The 17,039-nt window shown below is 52.8% G+C and carries 17 protein-coding genes; 5 read left to right on the top strand and 12 right to left on the bottom strand.

Annotated features, from left to right (window positions below):
- Nucleotides 1–45 precede the first annotated feature (45 nt).
- Nucleotides 46–1,110, bottom strand: a complete 1,065-nt coding sequence (locus D5366_RS08015; protein WP_141493027.1) for a glycosyltransferase family 4 protein — start codon at nt 1,108–1,110, stop codon at nt 46–48.
- 45 nt (nt 1,111–1,155) lie between these two features.
- Here D5366_RS08015 and D5366_RS08010 point away from each other — a divergent pair, with 45 nt between their 5' ends.
- Both D5366_RS08010 and D5366_RS08005 read left to right on the top strand, forming a co-directional pair.
- Nucleotides 1,156–2,178, top strand: a complete 1,023-nt coding sequence (locus tag D5366_RS08010; RefSeq protein ID WP_141493909.1) for an NAD(P)/FAD-dependent oxidoreductase — start codon at nt 1,156–1,158, stop codon at nt 2,176–2,178.
- A gap of 214 nt (nt 2,179–2,392) precedes the next feature.
- Nucleotides 2,393–3,646, top strand: a complete 1,254-nt coding sequence (locus tag D5366_RS08005; protein WP_141493026.1) for a D-amino acid dehydrogenase — start codon at nt 2,393–2,395, stop codon at nt 3,644–3,646.
- A 46-nt stretch (nt 3,647–3,692) separates the two neighbouring features.
- Here D5366_RS08005 and D5366_RS08000 read toward each other — a convergent pair whose 3' ends face one another.
- The 5 genes from D5366_RS08000 to D5366_RS07980 form a co-directional block, all read right to left on the bottom strand.
- Complete coding sequence (locus D5366_RS08000; RefSeq protein WP_141493025.1) at nt 3,693–4,589, bottom strand: hypothetical protein; 897 nt, start codon at nt 4,587–4,589, stop codon at nt 3,693–3,695.
- A gap of 320 nt (nt 4,590–4,909) precedes the next feature.
- Nucleotides 4,910–5,263 carry a DUF3147 family protein gene (locus D5366_RS07995; protein ID WP_240775219.1) on the bottom strand — a complete coding sequence of 118 codons (354 nt, stop codon included), beginning with the start codon at nt 5,261–5,263 and terminating at the stop codon, nt 4,910–4,912.
- A 105-nt stretch (nt 5,264–5,368) separates the two neighbouring features.
- The gene (groL, locus tag D5366_RS07990; protein ID WP_141493024.1) at nt 5,369–7,006 is read right to left on the bottom strand and encodes a chaperonin GroEL; all 1,638 of its coding nucleotides are present in this window, start codon (nt 7,004–7,006) and stop codon (nt 5,369–5,371) included.
- A 51-nt stretch (nt 7,007–7,057) separates the two neighbouring features.
- Nucleotides 7,058–7,348 carry a co-chaperone GroES gene (locus tag D5366_RS07985; protein ID WP_141493023.1) on the bottom strand — a complete coding sequence of 97 codons (291 nt, stop codon included), beginning with the start codon at nt 7,346–7,348 and terminating at the stop codon, nt 7,058–7,060.
- Nucleotides 7,349–7,476: 128 nt separating this feature from the next.
- Nucleotides 7,477–7,671, bottom strand: coding sequence for a DUF4169 family protein (locus D5366_RS07980; RefSeq protein WP_141493022.1), 195 nt, complete (start codon nt 7,669–7,671; stop codon nt 7,477–7,479).
- 107 nt (nt 7,672–7,778) lie between these two features.
- Between D5366_RS07980 and D5366_RS07975 the strand changes: the two genes are divergently transcribed.
- Complete coding sequence (locus tag D5366_RS07975; protein WP_141493021.1) at nt 7,779–8,519, top strand: SDR family oxidoreductase; 741 nt, start codon at nt 7,779–7,781, stop codon at nt 8,517–8,519.
- A gap of 47 nt (nt 8,520–8,566) precedes the next feature.
- Here the strand turns inward: D5366_RS07975 and D5366_RS07970 are convergent, their stop codons facing one another.
- Complete coding sequence (locus tag D5366_RS07970; protein ID WP_141493020.1) at nt 8,567–9,445, bottom strand: S-methyl-5'-thioadenosine phosphorylase; 879 nt, start codon at nt 9,443–9,445, stop codon at nt 8,567–8,569.
- Nucleotides 9,446–9,702: 257 nt separating this feature from the next.
- Between D5366_RS07970 and hemF the strand changes: the two genes are divergently transcribed.
- Nucleotides 9,703–10,620 (top strand): oxygen-dependent coproporphyrinogen oxidase, encoded by a 918-nt coding sequence (hemF, locus tag D5366_RS07965; RefSeq protein WP_141493019.1) that lies wholly within the window; start codon nt 9,703–9,705, stop codon nt 10,618–10,620.
- Nucleotides 10,617–11,747 (top strand): hypothetical protein, encoded by a 1,131-nt coding sequence (locus D5366_RS07960; RefSeq protein WP_240775218.1) that lies wholly within the window; start codon nt 10,617–10,619, stop codon nt 11,745–11,747. Before hemF ends, D5366_RS07960 begins: the two co-directional genes overlap by 4 nt.
- Here the strand turns inward: D5366_RS07960 and D5366_RS07955 are convergent.
- The 5 genes from D5366_RS07955 to D5366_RS07935 form a co-directional block, all read right to left on the bottom strand.
- Nucleotides 11,744–12,460, bottom strand: a complete 717-nt coding sequence (locus tag D5366_RS07955) for a Smr/MutS family protein (RefSeq protein ID WP_141493018.1) — start codon at nt 12,458–12,460, stop codon at nt 11,744–11,746. The two genes, D5366_RS07960 and D5366_RS07955, sit on opposite strands and share 4 nt — an antisense overlap.
- 162 nt (nt 12,461–12,622) lie before the next feature.
- Nucleotides 12,623–14,089, bottom strand: coding sequence for a cytochrome-c peroxidase (locus D5366_RS07950; RefSeq protein ID WP_141493017.1), 1,467 nt, complete (start codon nt 14,087–14,089; stop codon nt 12,623–12,625).
- Nucleotides 14,090–14,186: 97 nt separating this feature from the next.
- Nucleotides 14,187–15,041 carry a DNA-methyltransferase gene (locus tag D5366_RS07945; RefSeq protein WP_141493016.1) on the bottom strand — a complete coding sequence of 285 codons (855 nt, stop codon included), beginning with the start codon at nt 15,039–15,041 and terminating at the stop codon, nt 14,187–14,189.
- Nucleotides 15,038–16,219 (bottom strand): murein transglycosylase A, encoded by a 1,182-nt coding sequence (gene mltA / locus D5366_RS07940; protein WP_240775217.1) that lies wholly within the window; start codon nt 16,217–16,219, stop codon nt 15,038–15,040. Before mltA ends, D5366_RS07945 begins: the two co-directional genes overlap by 4 nt.
- Nucleotides 16,220–16,222: 3 nt before the next feature.
- Nucleotides 16,223–16,972 carry a Tim44/TimA family putative adaptor protein gene (locus D5366_RS07935; protein WP_141493015.1) on the bottom strand — a complete coding sequence of 250 codons (750 nt, stop codon included), beginning with the start codon at nt 16,970–16,972 and terminating at the stop codon, nt 16,223–16,225.
- Nucleotides 16,973–17,039 lie beyond the last annotated feature (67 nt).

Below are 17,039 nucleotides of genomic sequence, written 5' to 3'. Positions count from 1 at the left end.
CCAGCCTCCAGCCTTGGGGCGAGCTTTTACCCCAAGGCTATCCAACTAATGCGCTAACAAAGATAACCAGCGTTCAATTACCGGCCCTTCCTGGAACGCTTCTGCTCTCTTTTTAATGTTCTTCGCCATACTCAAACGCACTGCCTCGCTTCGGATTAACGAAAGCAAACCCTCAGCCAGAAGAGTGACATTTTCGGGCGGCACAAGAATACCAGATACTCCATGCTCAATAATTTCTGCCGGTCCAGTCGTGCAATCATAGGAAATGACGGGAATACCCTCAGACGCAGCTTCAAGCAGAACCATGGGTAACCCTTCATACCGTGAAGAACACACATAGATGGCCGCACGCGCATAGTCCCGCGCAATTCCCTCTGTCGCTGGTTGCAGGGAAACCATTGGCAAATCAGATGCCCGCTCTTGCAAAGAGTCGCGGTCAGGACCATCCCCCCGAATTAACAACGACCACCCTGAAACATCCTGCTCTTTCACAACCAAAGCCCAAGCTTTCAGCAGCAGGTCATACCCCTTCTGCTCTGTCAGGCGGCCAGCGGTTAATATCAAACGCGATGACGTGTCATAAGCACGCGCTACAACCGGCGGCGCCATATTGGGTATCACGGTAATTTGCGCGCGCGGCTTGGCTCGATGCCGCCAGAGCTCTGCATCTTCCGACGTAAGAACCACCACATCTGCGGCCCATTTTGCGGCCACAGCACGTCCCCAAACGCGCTTACGCCTACCAAGCGTCACAGTATAGTTAAAATGTTCCCAAACAATGCACCGCGCCCCAGCAAGCCTTGCCGCAGCCACGCCATATAACGCATGTGTTGATTCAACAACTATAAGCGTGTCTATTTTATACTTCTTTAAATAATCAGATAAACGCTTAACGATACGAAACCATGAATTAAAAATTTTCACCGGTTGATCAAATAGAGACTCAACTGGAATAGACGAATCAAGCGGGTATGTAGAAGGGCCACGACTCACCAGTTCTACAAGGTGAACGCGACTTCCCTTACGGGCCAGACCATTCATGACGGCACAGGCAGATCGCTCTGTTCCACCCAAAGCATTAATATGCTGAATTACGAAAGCACAACGCATACACCCATCTACCCCATCACGCTTAAAACGCCTATGACGGAAGATATGACGACAACATCTCAAACACTCCATACCGACGTCGCCATCGTCGGCGCCGGGCCTACAGCCCTGTTCGCCGCGTTTGAATGCGGCATGCTGAAACTCAATAGCGTTTTGATTGACGCCCTTGATAGCGTCGGCGGCCAATGTGCCGCCCTTTATCCTGAGAAACCAATTTACGATATTCCTGCCCACCCAGCTATTGAAGGTGGCGCACTGATCGACGCGCTCGAACAGCAGATTGCTCCCTTCAATGTCCCCCGCATTCTGGGCTCACGTGTTGAAACGCTTACTGGCTCACGCGGCGATTTCACACTAACGACCGGACGTGGTGACACGATCCACGCAAAAGCAGTCATCGTAGCTGCTGGTGCAGGCGCTTTCGGCCCTAACCGCCCCCCTCTGGCTGACCTCGAAATTTACGAGCGCACCGGTGCTGTGCAGTATTACGTGAAGAAGCGAGCTGACTTCACAGGCAAGCGCATCGTCGTTGCAGGCGGCGGTGACTCAGCGCTCGACTGGGCGCTTTCTCTGTCCGAGATCGCTGAGAAGATTTATCTCCTGCACCGCCGTGACCGTTTCCGTGGCGCGCCAGAAACCCTGTCACGTATTGAAGCACAGATAGCGGCTGGGAAAATTGAAAAGGTCGTTCCATACCAACTTCATGCCCTCCACGGCGAAAACGGTAATCTCTCCGCTGTAGAAGTCGCGGCGCTATCCGGCGAAACCCGCAAAATTGAAGCCGATACACTGCTCCCATTCTACGGCCTGTCTACGGACCTAGGACCCGTTGCATTGTGGGGTATTGATACGCAGCGCAACACCATTCCAGTAAACCCTGCCTCTATGGAGAGCAGCACCTCCGGAATTTTCGCCGTAGGCGATATTGCTCACTATCCCGGAAAGCTAAAGCTCATCCTTCAAGGCTTTTCTGAAGGTGCTATGGCCGCGCACGCCATCCATCCAATCGTGAACCCAGATACTGCCCTGCACTTCGAATATTCGACCAGCAAAGGCACACCGGGCTGAAGCCATCTCAGCTTCATCCAGCGGCCGACTAAAAACGTCGGCCGCTTTTCACCTCTGCCCTAAAACTGCCAACAGCCATCTCTCTTAACATCAGCGCCACTTACACAAGGGCTAGACAACATAATCTCTTGGTGCTGATCTTCACGCCATCAAAACGAGTCGTTATAACCGGCCCATATTTTGGTTCGGTTGCGGATCGATTAGAGAGGCAGACATGAAGATTATCATCCTCGGCGCAGGCGTTATTGGCGTCACCACCGCTTGGTACCTTGCTCAAGAAGGGCACGAGGTCGAAGTCGTCGACCGTCAACCGGGCGTGGGCTTGGAAACCTCTTTCGCTAATGCTGGACAAATCTCGCCTGGCTATTCCACACCATGGGCAATGCCTGGCCTTCCGCTCAAAGCCGCCAAATGGATGATGAGCAAACACAGCCCATTAGTAGTTCGTCCGCGCTTCGACGTAGATATGTTCCGCTTTATGGGTGAACTGCTCAGCAATTGCACAGAAAAAGCCTACGACATTAACAAAGGCCGGATGCTACGCATCGCAGAATACGCGCGGGACCAAATGGACAGCCTGCGGGCAAGCACCGGCATCACCTATGACGGTGAACAAAAAGGCCTCATCCAACTCTTCCGCACGTCAGCACAGGTCGAACACGCTGCAGAAGACATGCGCCTTTTGGCAGAAAGCGGCATTGACCATAAGCTGCTTAATGTTGACGAAATCATCGCGCGTGAGCCCGGGCTTGCACACGCACGGAAACGCTTACAAGGCGGCCTTTACCTTCCCGGCGACCAAACAGGCGATGCCCACCTTTTCACACGCCGCCTCGCTGCTATGGCCGTCGAAAAAGGCGTCAAATTCCGCCTCTCAACGCGCATTGAAGCATTTGATGCTGCTGATGACAGAATCGTCGGTATTCGCACGAGCGCAGGCCGCTTGACCGCCGATCGTTACATCCTTGCTCTCGGCAGCTATTCAGCACGCTTCCTGAAACCACTCGAGCTGCGCCTGCCTATTTATCCGGTCAAAGGCTACTCTTTGACCATGCCTATTACAGACGAGAGCCGCGCACCGACCTCAACCGTCAACGACGAAACCTACAAAGTCGCAATCACGCGCTTAGGGGACCGCATCCGCATCGGCGGTACGGCTGAACTCACAGGCTACCGCCTCCGCCTTAGCCCTGACAGACGCGAAACCCTCGAACTTTCATTTAACGAGATGTATGGCGGCGGAGATCTCTCTTCTGCACAATATTGGACCGGTTTGCGCCCTTGCACTCCTGATGGCACACCGATTGTTGGCCCAGCTCCCCGCTTCAAGAACCTCTGGCTCAACACCGGCCACGGCACACTTGGCTGGACCATGGCTGCAGGCTCGGGCAAGATCGTCGCTGATCAAATCACAGGCCGTCAGACGGATATTCCCTCCCTCGACCTCTCCTTAGACCGTTACAGCTAAAACAATCTCCTGTGCTTGCGGGACTTTCGTACCGTGAGCACAGGATTTATTTCGACTGCTGGCGCAGTGCAGTCACGACTTTATCCGCCATGATGCCAACTGCCTCTTTCGCATCAATCGCGCCATCAACGCCGTAGAGCACTTTTAGTAAGCTCGTATCGTAAGGCGTCATATATCCCGTGGGTCCCTGTAAAACAGAGCCGTTATTTGCGCCCAAAAGCGTCGTATCATCATAATTCGAAGCCAATTTTGGCCCTGTATATGCCACAAGCGCGATAAAGTCTGACAGCATTCCCCAAGGCTCATCTTTGATGCGGTCGATGTCCACAACAATCAACGACAAGGTAAAGTCTCTTCGCGCGGTATCGTGCAGGAACGATGCATCATCCTCCTGAACAATCCGCATACCGCCAGCGCCCGGAAAAGTGATAGACGGCATATCATCATGACTACGGAAAGTTGAGGACATCAGCCATCGCACAGCACGGCTCTTGAGAAACTCCTTCCGATCATCGTTTGTAGGTGCATCCAGAGTATCTCTAAATTCCGGCTCAGCGTCCAAACCAGCAAACAATTCCGGATTAGCATCTTCTATCTTTTTCGCCACATCATCCGATGTATTTGTAAAAAGAACGAAAATATTACTAACGCGGCATTCGCTATCCACCGTTAAGGAGATATTTTGTCCCACAGTTTTTAACTTCTTTAACAAGATTTGCTTAAATTCATCATTCAAACCAAATATCTCGACGCATACTCTTTTATTCCATTTCGGAACGTGACCTATTTTATTGATAAGAATTTCTTTTTCTACATTGTGATAAATAGCTGACTCACGAATACCATGCACAATAATATTTTCCTGCGTATCTGCCCATGATGCAAGCGGGGCAACCCACCACAACACAAACATTAACTTAATCATGCGAGATTTTAGGAACATATTCACCTCCAATACTCAGCATGATTAAACTAAAAATATCAGAATTTACGTTAAATATTGATCATGATATATAAGATATTATAAAATAGACTTTATAATCTCAAAAATACACAGCTCGCATTAAATACCACTGCGAGGCACAATGTCTCGATTGTCGAAAATTACATTCAACAAGCAATACGGAGGTATTTCACAGCTCCCAACCACCTGAAACACTACAGATCGCGCAATCGCTCACATGATCCGGTCAGTGCGGCTTAACATTCTGAAAAAATAACCATCGATTGTCTCATTCAAATCCAAACACTTCTAGAGACATTTCAGAGCCGCAAACCAAAGCGCGGCCCCAACCATGTCACCCCCGTGTAAAGCACAACAGTCAACACACATCCCAAGAGTAGCGACAGCCAAAAACCTACGCCTGAACGCAGCAAAAGCGGTACCAATAAAAACATCGGTAGCGATGGAATAACGTACCAGAACGTCGCGCTGGCATGGGCCGCCATATTTTCTGGATCAGGCTTTTCCAACCACAGCCAGATCATACCCATAACTGACACCAGCGGCAGAGAAGCTACCATCGCGCCGATCCCGGGATAACGCTTTGCCAAACCAGAGGCTCCAGCGATCAACAAGCCAGAAACCACCGCTTTTAGAAAAAACTGATAATTCACAGCACACCCCACAAAACAAAACCGCCCCATGGGAAGCCCATGGAGCGGTTTCGCAAACATCTTAAATGGCTTGGCTCCGCACAAAGGGAGCCAGAAGCTAATGGATTAGAAATCCATATCGCCCATGCCACCCATGCCGCCAGGAGCAGCAGGAGCTTTCTTCTCTGGGCGTTCAGCGACCATTGCTTCCGTCGTGATCAACAAGCCACCGACAGATGCTGCGGCTTCAAGAGCTGTACGGACAACCTTTGTTGGGTCGATAATACCCGTAGCAACAAGGTCCTTGTACTCGCCTTTCTGCGCGTCAAAGCCGAAGTGGTACGTTGAGTTCTCAAGCACCTTACCAGCAATGACTGCACCGTCTTCACCAGCGTTTTCTGCGATCTGGCGCAGAGGAGCCTGCAATGCGCGACGGACGATTTCAGCACCGATGCGCTGGTCGTCATTCGCGAACTCGAGACCCTTAAGAGCCAGAGATGCACGTGCCAGAGCCGTACCACCACCTGGGACGATACCTTCTTCAACAGCAGCGCGTGTTGCGTGCAGTGCGTCGTCCACGCGGTCCTTGCGCTCCTTCACCTCAACCTCGGTGCTGCCACCGACGCGGATAACGGCAACGCCACCAGCCAGCTTAGCAAGACGCTCTTGCAGCTTTTCACGGTCATAGTCCGAAGTGGTTTCTTCGATCTGTGCGCGGATCTGGTTGCAACGGCCCTTGATGTCGTCAGCAGCGCCAACGCCTTCAACGATCGTGGTGTTTTCCTTCTCGATGTGAACCTTCTTAGCGCGGCCCAGCATGTCGAGGGTAACAGATTCCAGCTTGATGCCGATATCTTCAGAGATAACTTGGCCGCCCGTCAGGATCGCGATGTCTTCAAGCATCGCCTTACGACGGTCACCGAAGCCAGGAGCCTTAACAGCAGCAATTTTCAGGCCGCCACGCAGCTTGTTAACAACCAGCGTTGCCAGTGCTTCGCCATCGACGTCTTCAGCGATGATCATCAGCGGACGACCGGACTGAACAACGCTTTCCAGCAGCGGCAGCATTGGCTGCAGAGAAGACAGCTTCTTTTCGTGGATCAGGATGAAAGGCTCATCCAGATCAGCCGTCATCTTCTCTGAATTCGTCACGAAGTAAGGGGAGATGTAGCCGCGGTCGAACTGCATACCCTCAACAACGTCGAGTTCTGTGTGCAGGCCCTTCGCTTCTTCAACTGTGATGACACCTTCGGAGCCAACCTTCTGCATTGCAGAAGAAATCATCTCACCGACTTCTGTCTCACCATTAGCCGAAATCGTGCCAACCTGTGCGATTTCCTCAGGAGAGGTCATCTTGCGCGTGTTGCTTTGCAGCTCTTCAACAACAACTGCAACAGCCTTGTCGATGCCGCGCTTCAGGTCCATCGGGTTCATGCCAGCTGCAACAGCCTTCACGCCCTCACGGATGATTGCCTGCGCCAGAACCGTAGACGTCGTCGTGCCGTCACCAGCCTTGTCGTTCGTCTTAGATGCGACTTCGCGCACCATCTGAGCGCCCATGTTCTCGAACTTGTCAGCCAGTTCGATTTCTTTCGCAACGGATACACCGTCCTTGGTGATGCGTGGCGCGCCGAAGCTCTTATCGAGAACTACGTTGCGGCCTTTTGGGCCCAGCGTTACCTTGACGGCGTTTGCGAGGATATCAACGCCGCGCAGCATGCGGTCACGAGCGTCGGAGCCGAACTTTACGTCCTTAGCAGCCATGAATCTTACTCCAATTTGAGGTTTTGTTTAAGAAAGGAACGGGGACGGCAATCAGCCGATCACACCCATGATGTCGCTTTCTTTCATGATCAGCAGGTCTTCGCCGTTGATCTTAACCTCTGTGCCGGACCACTTGCCGAACAGAACCTTGTCGCCAGCCTTAACGTCAAGAGCAACGATCTGGCCTTGCTCATTGCGCGCACCCGGACCAACAGAAATAACTTCACCTTCGGTCGGCTTGTCTTGTGCTGTGTCTGGGATGATGATGCCGCCAACAGTCTTTTCTGCGCTGGTCAGGCGACGAACCACAACACGGTCGTGCAGGGGACGAAATGTCGTCATGGATCTCTCCAGTTTAAGCCACGCCCTAAAAAAGAAGCGACGTGACAGGTTAAGCGCTCAATAATAGCAGCGCCGTTAGCACTCCCTTTAAAGGAGTGCCAAACAAGTAGTTCTCACCCCCTAAAAAGTCAAGGTGCGTCACTCTCGGAGTCATTGCGCTTTTTCCCGTCCAGAATTTTTTCGAAGCGCTCTTTTTCTAAGGAAGACAGGCGTTTTTCGCTCAAAGTTCTACCGTGAAATATACGATTTTGCTCTGCTTTTTTCACATCTTCTTCACGTAAGCGCTTTTTGCGCTCCCTGCGCAAATTAACCACATTATTCATCGCGCCAATCCAATTTAGCTAATGCGTTCAACTTGCAAGCTTGCATAGCAAACACCATCTGTGCAGCGGAAGCATTCACTATCTTTACCAGAAAGAGCGTACTCACCATGGATAATATTGCCGGAAAAGTTGTGCTCATCACTGGCGGCAGCAGCGGCCTTGGCGAAGCGACAGCCCGCCACCTCGCCCAGCTCGGCGCACGTGTTGCCCTCGCCGCACGCCGCCGCGACAAGCTTGACGCTATCGTCAGTGACCTGACTGGAAAAGGTTTTGAGGCGCGCGCTTACACATTGGACGTTACAAGCCGCGAGGCGGTTCAAACAACGGTCGACGGCGTCGTCGCAGATTTCGGAAAACTTGACGTCATTATCAACAACGCAGGCCTCATGGCCATCGCTCCCATGACCAACGTCTTGGTCGACGAGTGGGACCGTATGATTGACATCAATATCAAGGGCGTTCTGTACGGCATTGCGGCAGCATTGCCGATCTTCACCAAGCAACAGAGCGGCCACATCATCAACCTATCCTCCGTCGCGGGCATTAAGGTGTTCGCACCAGGCGGCACGGTTTATTCAGGCACCAAATATGCGGTCCGGGCCATCAGTGATGGTCTTCGTCAAGAATCCGGCGGCGCTTTCCGCGTCACATCGATTGAACCCGGCGCAATCGATTCCGAACTCAAAGCGGGCAGCGGCGACGCCGAAAGCCGTAAAAACGTTGAGGCTTTCTACCAAGTCGCTATTCCGTCAGACTCAGTAGCGCGTGCCATCGCTTACGCTATTGCTCAGCCTGACGACGTTGACATTAACGAAATTGTTTTACGCCCGACAAAGCAAGAGTTCTAAAATTCCACATCGTATTGGGGCAGTGCTTAACTGCCCCAATATTCGTATTACTTTTTAAGCACTCGCCCAGCGACAGCGTCCAGTTTTGCCACCAACTCAGGGTCCCGCTTTTCAGGTGCCGTGATGAGAGCAAAATCAAGCGCACGCTCAGCCGTCATATCGACCGGACGGGCTTTGCCCAATTCAGGAATAACCGCTTTGACCAAGCGGCGCGCATTTGTCGCATTACCCTGCATAACTTTTACAACAGCTTCAACAGTGACGCTGTCATGGTCATCGTGCCAGCAATCAAAGTCGGTCACCATTGCAACCGTCGCGTAATTCATCTCTGCTTCACGCGCCAGCTTCGCTTCCGGCATATTCGTCATACCAACGACCGAACAACCCCAAGAGCGGTACAACTCACTCTCAGCACGCGTAGAGAATTGCGGACCTTCCATGACAATGTAAGTCCCGCCCCGTGTCACAGGAATGGCAAGATCTGTTGCAGCCTTCTCCAGCGCATCAAGCAAGCGGTGCGACACGGGATCAGCCATGCCTACATGTGCAACACAGCCAGTCTCGAAAAAGCTCTTCTCGCGTGCAAAGCTACGATCAATAAACTGATCAACCAACACGAAACGTCCCGGCGCCAACTCCTCTTTCAAAGACCCGACTGCTGAGAGTGACAAAATATCGGTCACGCCTGCGCGCTTTAAGGCGTCAATATTCGCACGAAAATTCAGGCGAGACGGCGGGATAGGGTGCCCCCTACCGTGACGCGGCAGAAAAACGCACTGCACACCATCAAGTGTACCAAACAGCAACTCATCCGACGTCTCACCCCATGGGCTTTCAACGCGGCGCCATTCTTTGTTTTCCAATCCGTCGATATCGTACAGACCCGAACCACCAATAACGCCGATTACCGGCTGGACTTCAGACATCCCTTATTCCTTCAAACATAGTCTTCTTATCGCTCAGGACCACGACATCAATCTTTCCGCAACCCTTGATTGATCTTCATCAAGCACCGATAAGAGAGTTAACAGCATGTTGGCATTACCAGCGCCATGCTTTTGCCGTAGACAGAGCATACACTCACTGCATCAACCGGCAAAGCGCACGCTATTCGTCGCCCGTTCATTCTGCTAGGACGTCTCGGGTCAAGGCCATGTCATCCCACGGGATAGGGAAACAGAATATGGATCAGATTACCGCCGATTTCAGCCAAATACAGCGCGCCGGTGTCCCACATGACGCCCTTAAGCAAACTGCCCGCACATGGTTCGAAACACTACGAGACCGTATCTGCACCGCCTTTGAAACCATCGAAGACGAAGCCTTGGCAGGCAACACCCAAGTCCTCAAAGACGCTCACACACCAGGACGCTTCACCCGCACAGCATGGACGCGTGAAGACGGCGGCGGCGGCGTTATGTCTGTCATGCGCGGCCGCGTTTTTGAAAAAGTCGGTGTGAATGTCTCAACGGTCTGGGGTGAGTTCTCCCCCGAGTTCCGGAAAAACATTCCCGGCGCAGCAGAAGATCCACGCTTTTTTGCCACTGGCATTTCACTAGTAGCACACCCCTGCAACCCACATGTCAGTGCTGCACATTTCAACACCCGCATGATTGTCACAACAAAAGGCTGGTTTGGCGGTGGTGGCGATATTACGCCCATGTTCCCGCAAAGTGCAGAAGCACGAAGTGATGCAGATTACTTCCATGAGATGTTCCAAGCTGCGTGCGATAAGCACGACCCGGAATACTACCCGCGCTTTAAAGAATGGTGTGATCGTTACTTCCACCTCCCCCATCGCGATGAACCACGCGGTTTAGGCGGTATTTTCTACGACCAGCACAATACAAATAATCTGGACGCAGACTTTCGCTTCACCCAAGATGTGGGGATGGCTTTTCACGACGCTTATCCCGCCCTTGTACGGCGCCGCATGAATACCCGCTGGTCAGAAGAAGACCGCGAGGCACAGCTTATCCGCCGTGGCCGCTATGTAGAATTCAATCTGCTACACGACCGCGGAACCCTGTTTGGCCTCAAAACTGGCGGGAACACCGAAGCAATCCTCATGAGCATGCCACCGGAAGTCCGCTGGCCGTGACAAAACCCGCCGCATCGTTAGACATGCTGACGCATCATTTGGGCCATAAAGCGCTCTCACGCCGCAGCTTGATTGCATCCGCCCTCACAGGGCTTGCTTGCAGTCCAAAACTCTTACATGCGGCGACACCCCCACTCTCCAGCGCGCAATTGCTAATGGGTGGAACGTTAAGATCAATTCCCGGCCAGTTTAGTGAGTTGGCATCAGCCCCCCTAACCCGTGGCCTTGGGCTCACAACGCCCATACAATTAACACCTGATGTCGGCCTGGATGGCGTTAAAGTCGCCAACGAATTTGACAATAGCATCGCAGCAGATGGCCAAACGGCCATCGTTGTACCGGGTAACGCGTTTATCGCTGCACAAACGGGCGACCCACGCACGCATTACGACTTCACGCGCTGGATACCGCTACTAGTCGCACATACCGTTTCCGTCGTTGTAACCCGCGCCGACACCCATCTCAATTTTGCCCACAGACTGAGAAATTTTTTCCGTGGCCACTCAGTCAGGCTCGCAGTGTCCCACCCAACAGGGAGCGAACTCAGCGCGCTTCTAGGCCTTTCTCTCCTTGATTTACATCCAACGCCAGTGCCCGGCTTTGCGACGTCACAAGAAGCTCTGAATGCCCTGAGCAACGGCCTCGTCGATGCCGTTCATATTATGCCAACACGCGGCAGCCCTCCGCTTTTAGACACGCTTAAATCTCTGCCGCCGGGTGTTGCCCCCCTTTATCATACCGGGGATTTATCGGGCACGCCCCTTAACGATATTCCCAACTTCCTTGAGGTCTGCGAGCAATTGCGCCGCCGTCCGCCCGAAGGCCCACTTTTCGCGGCGTGGCAAGCCGCTTCAGCCGGAATATGCACGCCTTTTGCCGTTGCACTCCCAATGTTAACACCGCCACCTCTTGTAGAACGCTGGAAAAACGCTTGTTCAGCAGCAGCCGAGAACGAAGACGTCCGACACTGGGCCGAAACGTACTACTTTTCCTTGGCCACAGGCGAGAATGCTGCACCATTCTTTTCGCGCATCCGCCCCTCGGCTGAGGCACAATTGGCTCTACGGCGCTGGATTGCACTAAACACGCCGCGCTGGCGCTTGGGGCAAGAAACGCGCCTTTTCTAACGGCGCGTTTTTAACAATATTCTTACGGCACCTTGGTTTGCTTTGTGAGTGTGAACCACCGCCAATATTGCGCCGCGTATATCCGCCCGCTGCAACCAGAGCGGTAACTCCCTGCGTATAGCCCCGCTATTGTCGCCGCTTCCCAAACCAGTAACGACTTCAATGCATTTCAGGTTCTGACTGCGGGCACGTTGTAAAAAATCCAGCAAGCGTTCAAACGCATCTTGAACAATATAGCCATGTAAATCGAGCTTCGCGTCTACCTTCAGCGTTCCTTTTGTCAGGCGCCTCCAACTTGTATCGTCCAAACCCGGTCCCCTTACCCCAACTTTCGGGGTAATGACGCGAGTTGCCCTCCTTTGAGACAAACGCCGCGTCGTACGAGCCATCATTTCAGCAAAACTCTGCTCCGGCGCATCAACCCTATACACTTCTCCGCCATCACTCATTGGCACTGAGGGGGTGATACGTCTTTCTGGGAGCGCGTCCGTGCTCACAGGCTTTCCGCGTCGCACTGCTGACCTGCGAGACTGGACTGGTTTTGGTGGTTTCGAGACTGCTTTTGGAAGCACCTCGGCCTGGACAGGTTTTTCTTCCCCCTCTGGGGGAATTTCATCCGGTTGCGAGGCACTGGAATGTAGAGGGACCACGTCGCGCACGACCAAGCGCCACAGCGCTGCCTCCTCCTCCTGTACATTCCGGCGCTTTGCCATAGCGTTCCAACCCTCAACCGATTACCGCGCGAACAACGTAACGCCCCAAGCACGACTACTTTGCGAGCGGCCAAACATAAAGCAAATAATGTTTGGAATACAAAAAGGGCTCCGGGAACATCTCCCGAAGCCGCTTTCAGCATTGTTCGAAAATACTAGGTTTTAATGCTCAGCTTGACCAGCAGGCTTTAATTCCGGCTGTGCCTCAATGCGGTCTACAGGTACGCCTTGGTACTTACCCGTCAGAGTTTTGAGGAACGCCGTAATATCATTGACGTCCTGATCAGAGATATTGCCATATGGCGTCTGATATTTGGCCATCATACGTACAGCATCTTCAAGCGTCTTGGCTGAACCGTCATGGAACCACGGGCCGGTCAGAGCCACGTTACGTAAGTTCGGGACCTTAAAGCGATGAGCGTCATTCGGGTTTCTCGTGACACCAATACGCCCATTATCAGCATCGGTGAGGTCCGTTTTGCGGTCCGTGAAATACGGCCCTTCAAGCCCCATAACCTCATAAGCATCCCCGCCCATGGCCACGCCACTATGGCAACCAGAGCAACCAATTTCTTTAAAGCGTTCATAGCCGCGCTTTTCCTGCGCTGAAATGGCTTTCGTATCGCCCTTTAAATACTGGTCAAAACGGCTATCCGGCGTGATGAGCGTTTTCTCATATTCAGCGATCGCATCTGTTACGGTGTCTTTGTTTACGCTGTTCGGCCCATAAATAGCCTCAAACAATTCAGGCATTCCGGGTTCATCACGTACACGAGCGGCAGCTTCATCCCAGTTATGTGCGCCCATTTCTTTAGGGTTCGTCACTGGACCTGCGGCTTGAGCCGCTAGATCCTTCGCGCGCCCATCCCAGAACTGTGCCATATTAAAGGTCGAGTTGTAGACTGACGGCGCATTTATCGGCCCGCTTTGACCGTTGATTCCGGTAGATGTGACAAGGTTATCAACGCCCCCCTTGTCCAAACCGTGGCAACTCGCACAATTCAGCGTTCCATCGCCCGACAAATGCTTATCGAAATATAACGTCCGCCCAAGCGCCGCCTTCTTCCAGTCAACCGCTACAACTTGCGGGATTGGCTGGACAACTTCACCCTTAAACGCTGGCGCAACGTCAGCACTCGCATAAAAACGCGCGCGCTGTTCACGTACCCATGCCAGTATTTCGCCCCGCTGCTTTTCATTCAAATAAGCATGTGGATGCATTGTAAGATACATGGCAGGTGGCATACGGTTTTGAGAAATGACTTCCTCAATACGTGATAGCTGCTCAACAGTCGGCGGTGTGCCTTGCTGGAAGGCTTCAATAACGGGAGCGAAATTAAAATGCATCCGCCCTTCCGTGAGGTCATGGCTCATGATCTGGTTGGCGAGAGGCAGTTTAAAATAGAACGGCAGATCAGCATCTTTAGTGTGGCAATAGTCACAGCGCACTTCTTGAAAAGCCGCAAAAGCTGCCATGGATACTGGGTCGTGCAGTGACGGACTATTGGCCGGTATTTTAGGAGCACCAGCATGATCAAAATGTTCAAGATACGTAACGGTCCCACCCCATGTGGCAACACCTAGGGCTGCGAGGGCTGCTATACCTCGTACAATTGTGCTCTGCCGCACTGCATTAACTCCATGTAACGATTGATCGGCGGAAAATGGTCAACGCTCTTTGGATTGTCTAAACAATTGAACTTGTTACAAAGACAAGCTCAACCTATCAAACGTGATCTTCTTCGCTCAGTTCCGCTATCGTATCGTCAATGGAGCCATGGTCTAAAAAGGTCCGCAACCGCTTCCGTGCGCGGTTCACGTATCGTGTATCCATATCAATACCGATACCATTCAAACCCTGACGTTCAGCCGCAATAAGACTAGTCCCTACCCCCATAAAGGGGTCTAGCAAGACATCGCCTTCCACTGCGCCATGTAAACGCAAGCATGCCTCTGGTAATGCGACTGGGAATGTTCCCGGGTGACTAAACTTTTCCTTCTGACTACGTACCGTTTCATACGGAATGAACCACGTATCGCCACGGCAACGACGGTCTACTGCGTGCCTACGACGATTAATATTACTCTTATCCGTAAACGGCACCCCCGCCGCCAAGCGGGAAACAGGGACATCGCCCGTCTTTGTCAAATGAAATACATGCTCGTGGTTGCGGTTCACGAAACGATGTGAATTGAGCGGCTTAAAGTGCCCGTGGGTCTTCTCACCTACTGAGACGGATTTGATCCAGGTGATGTGATTTTGCAACACAAACAACTTGCGTAGCCGCACCAACAACTCAAACGGCAGCCATGGCTGAGAAGACGACCCGGACATGTTCAAAAAGAAAGAACCGCCATCCTTAAGAACCCGCTTCAAACTCGCGCAGACTTCCTCCATCCACTCCAAATAACATTCTTCAGGAAGGCGATCCTGATAGCTTCTATATTCAATCCCCAGATTATAGGGCGGAGATGTTACAATAACATCGACGCTTTGCGCTGGCATACGGCGCAGGACCGTCGTGCAGTCCCCGCGAATAAGGGTATGCTCACCTAATTTTTCTCGTCGGCTTCTAATCATTGAGCCGCGCCTATCACATTCTCCGAACGAGGCAACAGCATTATAATGCGCCCAGAAGCATGCATATGGCCCGCAACATAGGCCGATTGCTCACCTGAGCCTGTAAAAAGATCCAATCGTCCAACGCCACGGATGTCAGTCCCGACATCCTGCGCCAAAACCATATGCTGCCAGTGCTCAGTTGAGCCATTTTGCAGCGGCAAACTTGTTTGAACCCACAAAGGTAACCCCAACGGCAAAGTCGTCCGGTCTACAGCGACTGAACGCCACGGCATCAGCGGAACACCAAGCGCGCCCTTCGGGCCGAAAGCACTTGCAGCCCCTTCCAGACGGAAAAAAACATAATTTGGGTTGCGCTCCATGTACGGCTGGGCGTCTGACGGATGCGCTTCAAGCCATGCACGGATACTGTCCATGCTGACTGAACCCGTGTTCAACAAACCATCCCGCACCATCTCACGCCCGAGTGGCACATATGGCTGGCCGTTGCGTCCATCATAGGCAACCGCGACACGCCGGCCATCTGGCAGTTGCAGAATACCTGACCCTTGAATTTGCAAAAAGAACCGATCCACGGAGCTTTTAAGCCAAGCAATTTCCAAACCCTGACCGGCTAAAGCGCCGTGATCTATGTGTGCACGGTCCAGATACGGCTCAAAAACACCCTTTACCCAGCGCCCGGATTGCTGCTGCCCTTTACTATCCGTTGTCGTGGTCAGATCAGCTGGCCGCGCATAAAGAGGCACTTTGTACGCACCACCGCGCGTGAGTGAGGCTTGGAAAACAGGTTGATAATACCCTGTAATTTCCGCGCTATCCGTCAACAGGTAAGGGCGAAACCACTTCTCGATAAAGCGTCGTCCTTTAAGAGCGTCAAAGCTTGTGAGGCTTTGTAGAGCCGTGCAGGATGCACTCCACTCCCCTGCGTACCGCCCCGATGGAAGCACATCACTGCCACCTAGCAGAGTTTCCGGCGGCAGTTGGCCCATGCGCTTACACTGGGCGCGCAGCAGCGGCAAAAGGACTGCTATATTTTCTGCGCGCCACCCAGACAGTGCCGCATACCGCATAGCGTGCGGGGACTTGGCGGCTGCCCCGACTGGGAAGCAATCAAGATGATGCCGCCCAGCAAACTCAGCCTGAAGTAGACTTTCCCTGATGTCCGCATCATGCGGCATACATCATGCGGGACGCGATGAAGCCAAGCGCCAACGTGTGTCATCCGTTCCCAAAACCGTCTCGAAAACCCATAGATCGTTGAATTCTGTCACAGCTTCTGTACCGATGACAGGATGGCCTTCAGAGTTCGTGAGCAAGCTAACCTGCCGGGAGACGATTTCCACCTCAATACGCGCAACTGAACGCTCATTTTCATTCACAACTTCGGCATTGAGGAGAGCAACCTTTTCGACGCCCCTGATATCGCTGCGCTGTTTCTCGCCCGCAGCTTCGCGCGCATCAATTGCCGAGAGATAGGCTTGAGCAGCGTTCTCCGTCATTGCCCCGGTGAGGACGGCGCGGTCCCCGTTTGCGAATGCCGTAACAATTTGGCGGAACGCCGTCTCGACCCCCTTCAGGAAGTCCTGCGGGTTAAAGCCAGACCTTACTTTAACGATATCGATTAAAACTCCACCTACCCGCGTGGCAGGTGCCGGAATTTCATGGCGGGCAGGAGGCGGTTCCGCACCGCTTGCTGCACCCGCACCTTCCGGCAATGGCGGGGGCATGGTGCGGCCTGTGTTCCCGACCGGCGCTGCTGACCGTGGCACTGTTTGTTTGACGCCCTGCACACCCACGCGCCGCCCAAGAATGCGGTACAGCCGGAAGCCAAGTGCCGCGGCGATAATAGCCAGCACAACGACATCCCAAGGGAAAACGCTGGCGGTCTGGCTTGTTAAAAAGGCTGGTAAGTGGAAAGCGTCAGAGGACATGTAAGGTTAAGCTTCATAACTAAACAGGGTTAAGACCAATTCTCTTCTAGATAGGTTGGGAACGCGC

The sequence above is a fragment of the Neokomagataea tanensis genome, assembly GCF_006542335.1.
GTDB lineage: Bacteria > Pseudomonadota > Alphaproteobacteria > Acetobacterales > Acetobacteraceae > Gluconobacter > Gluconobacter tanensis.
Note: the sequence above shows the minus strand (reverse complement) of the source record. Positions and strands in the feature narration are given on the sequence as shown.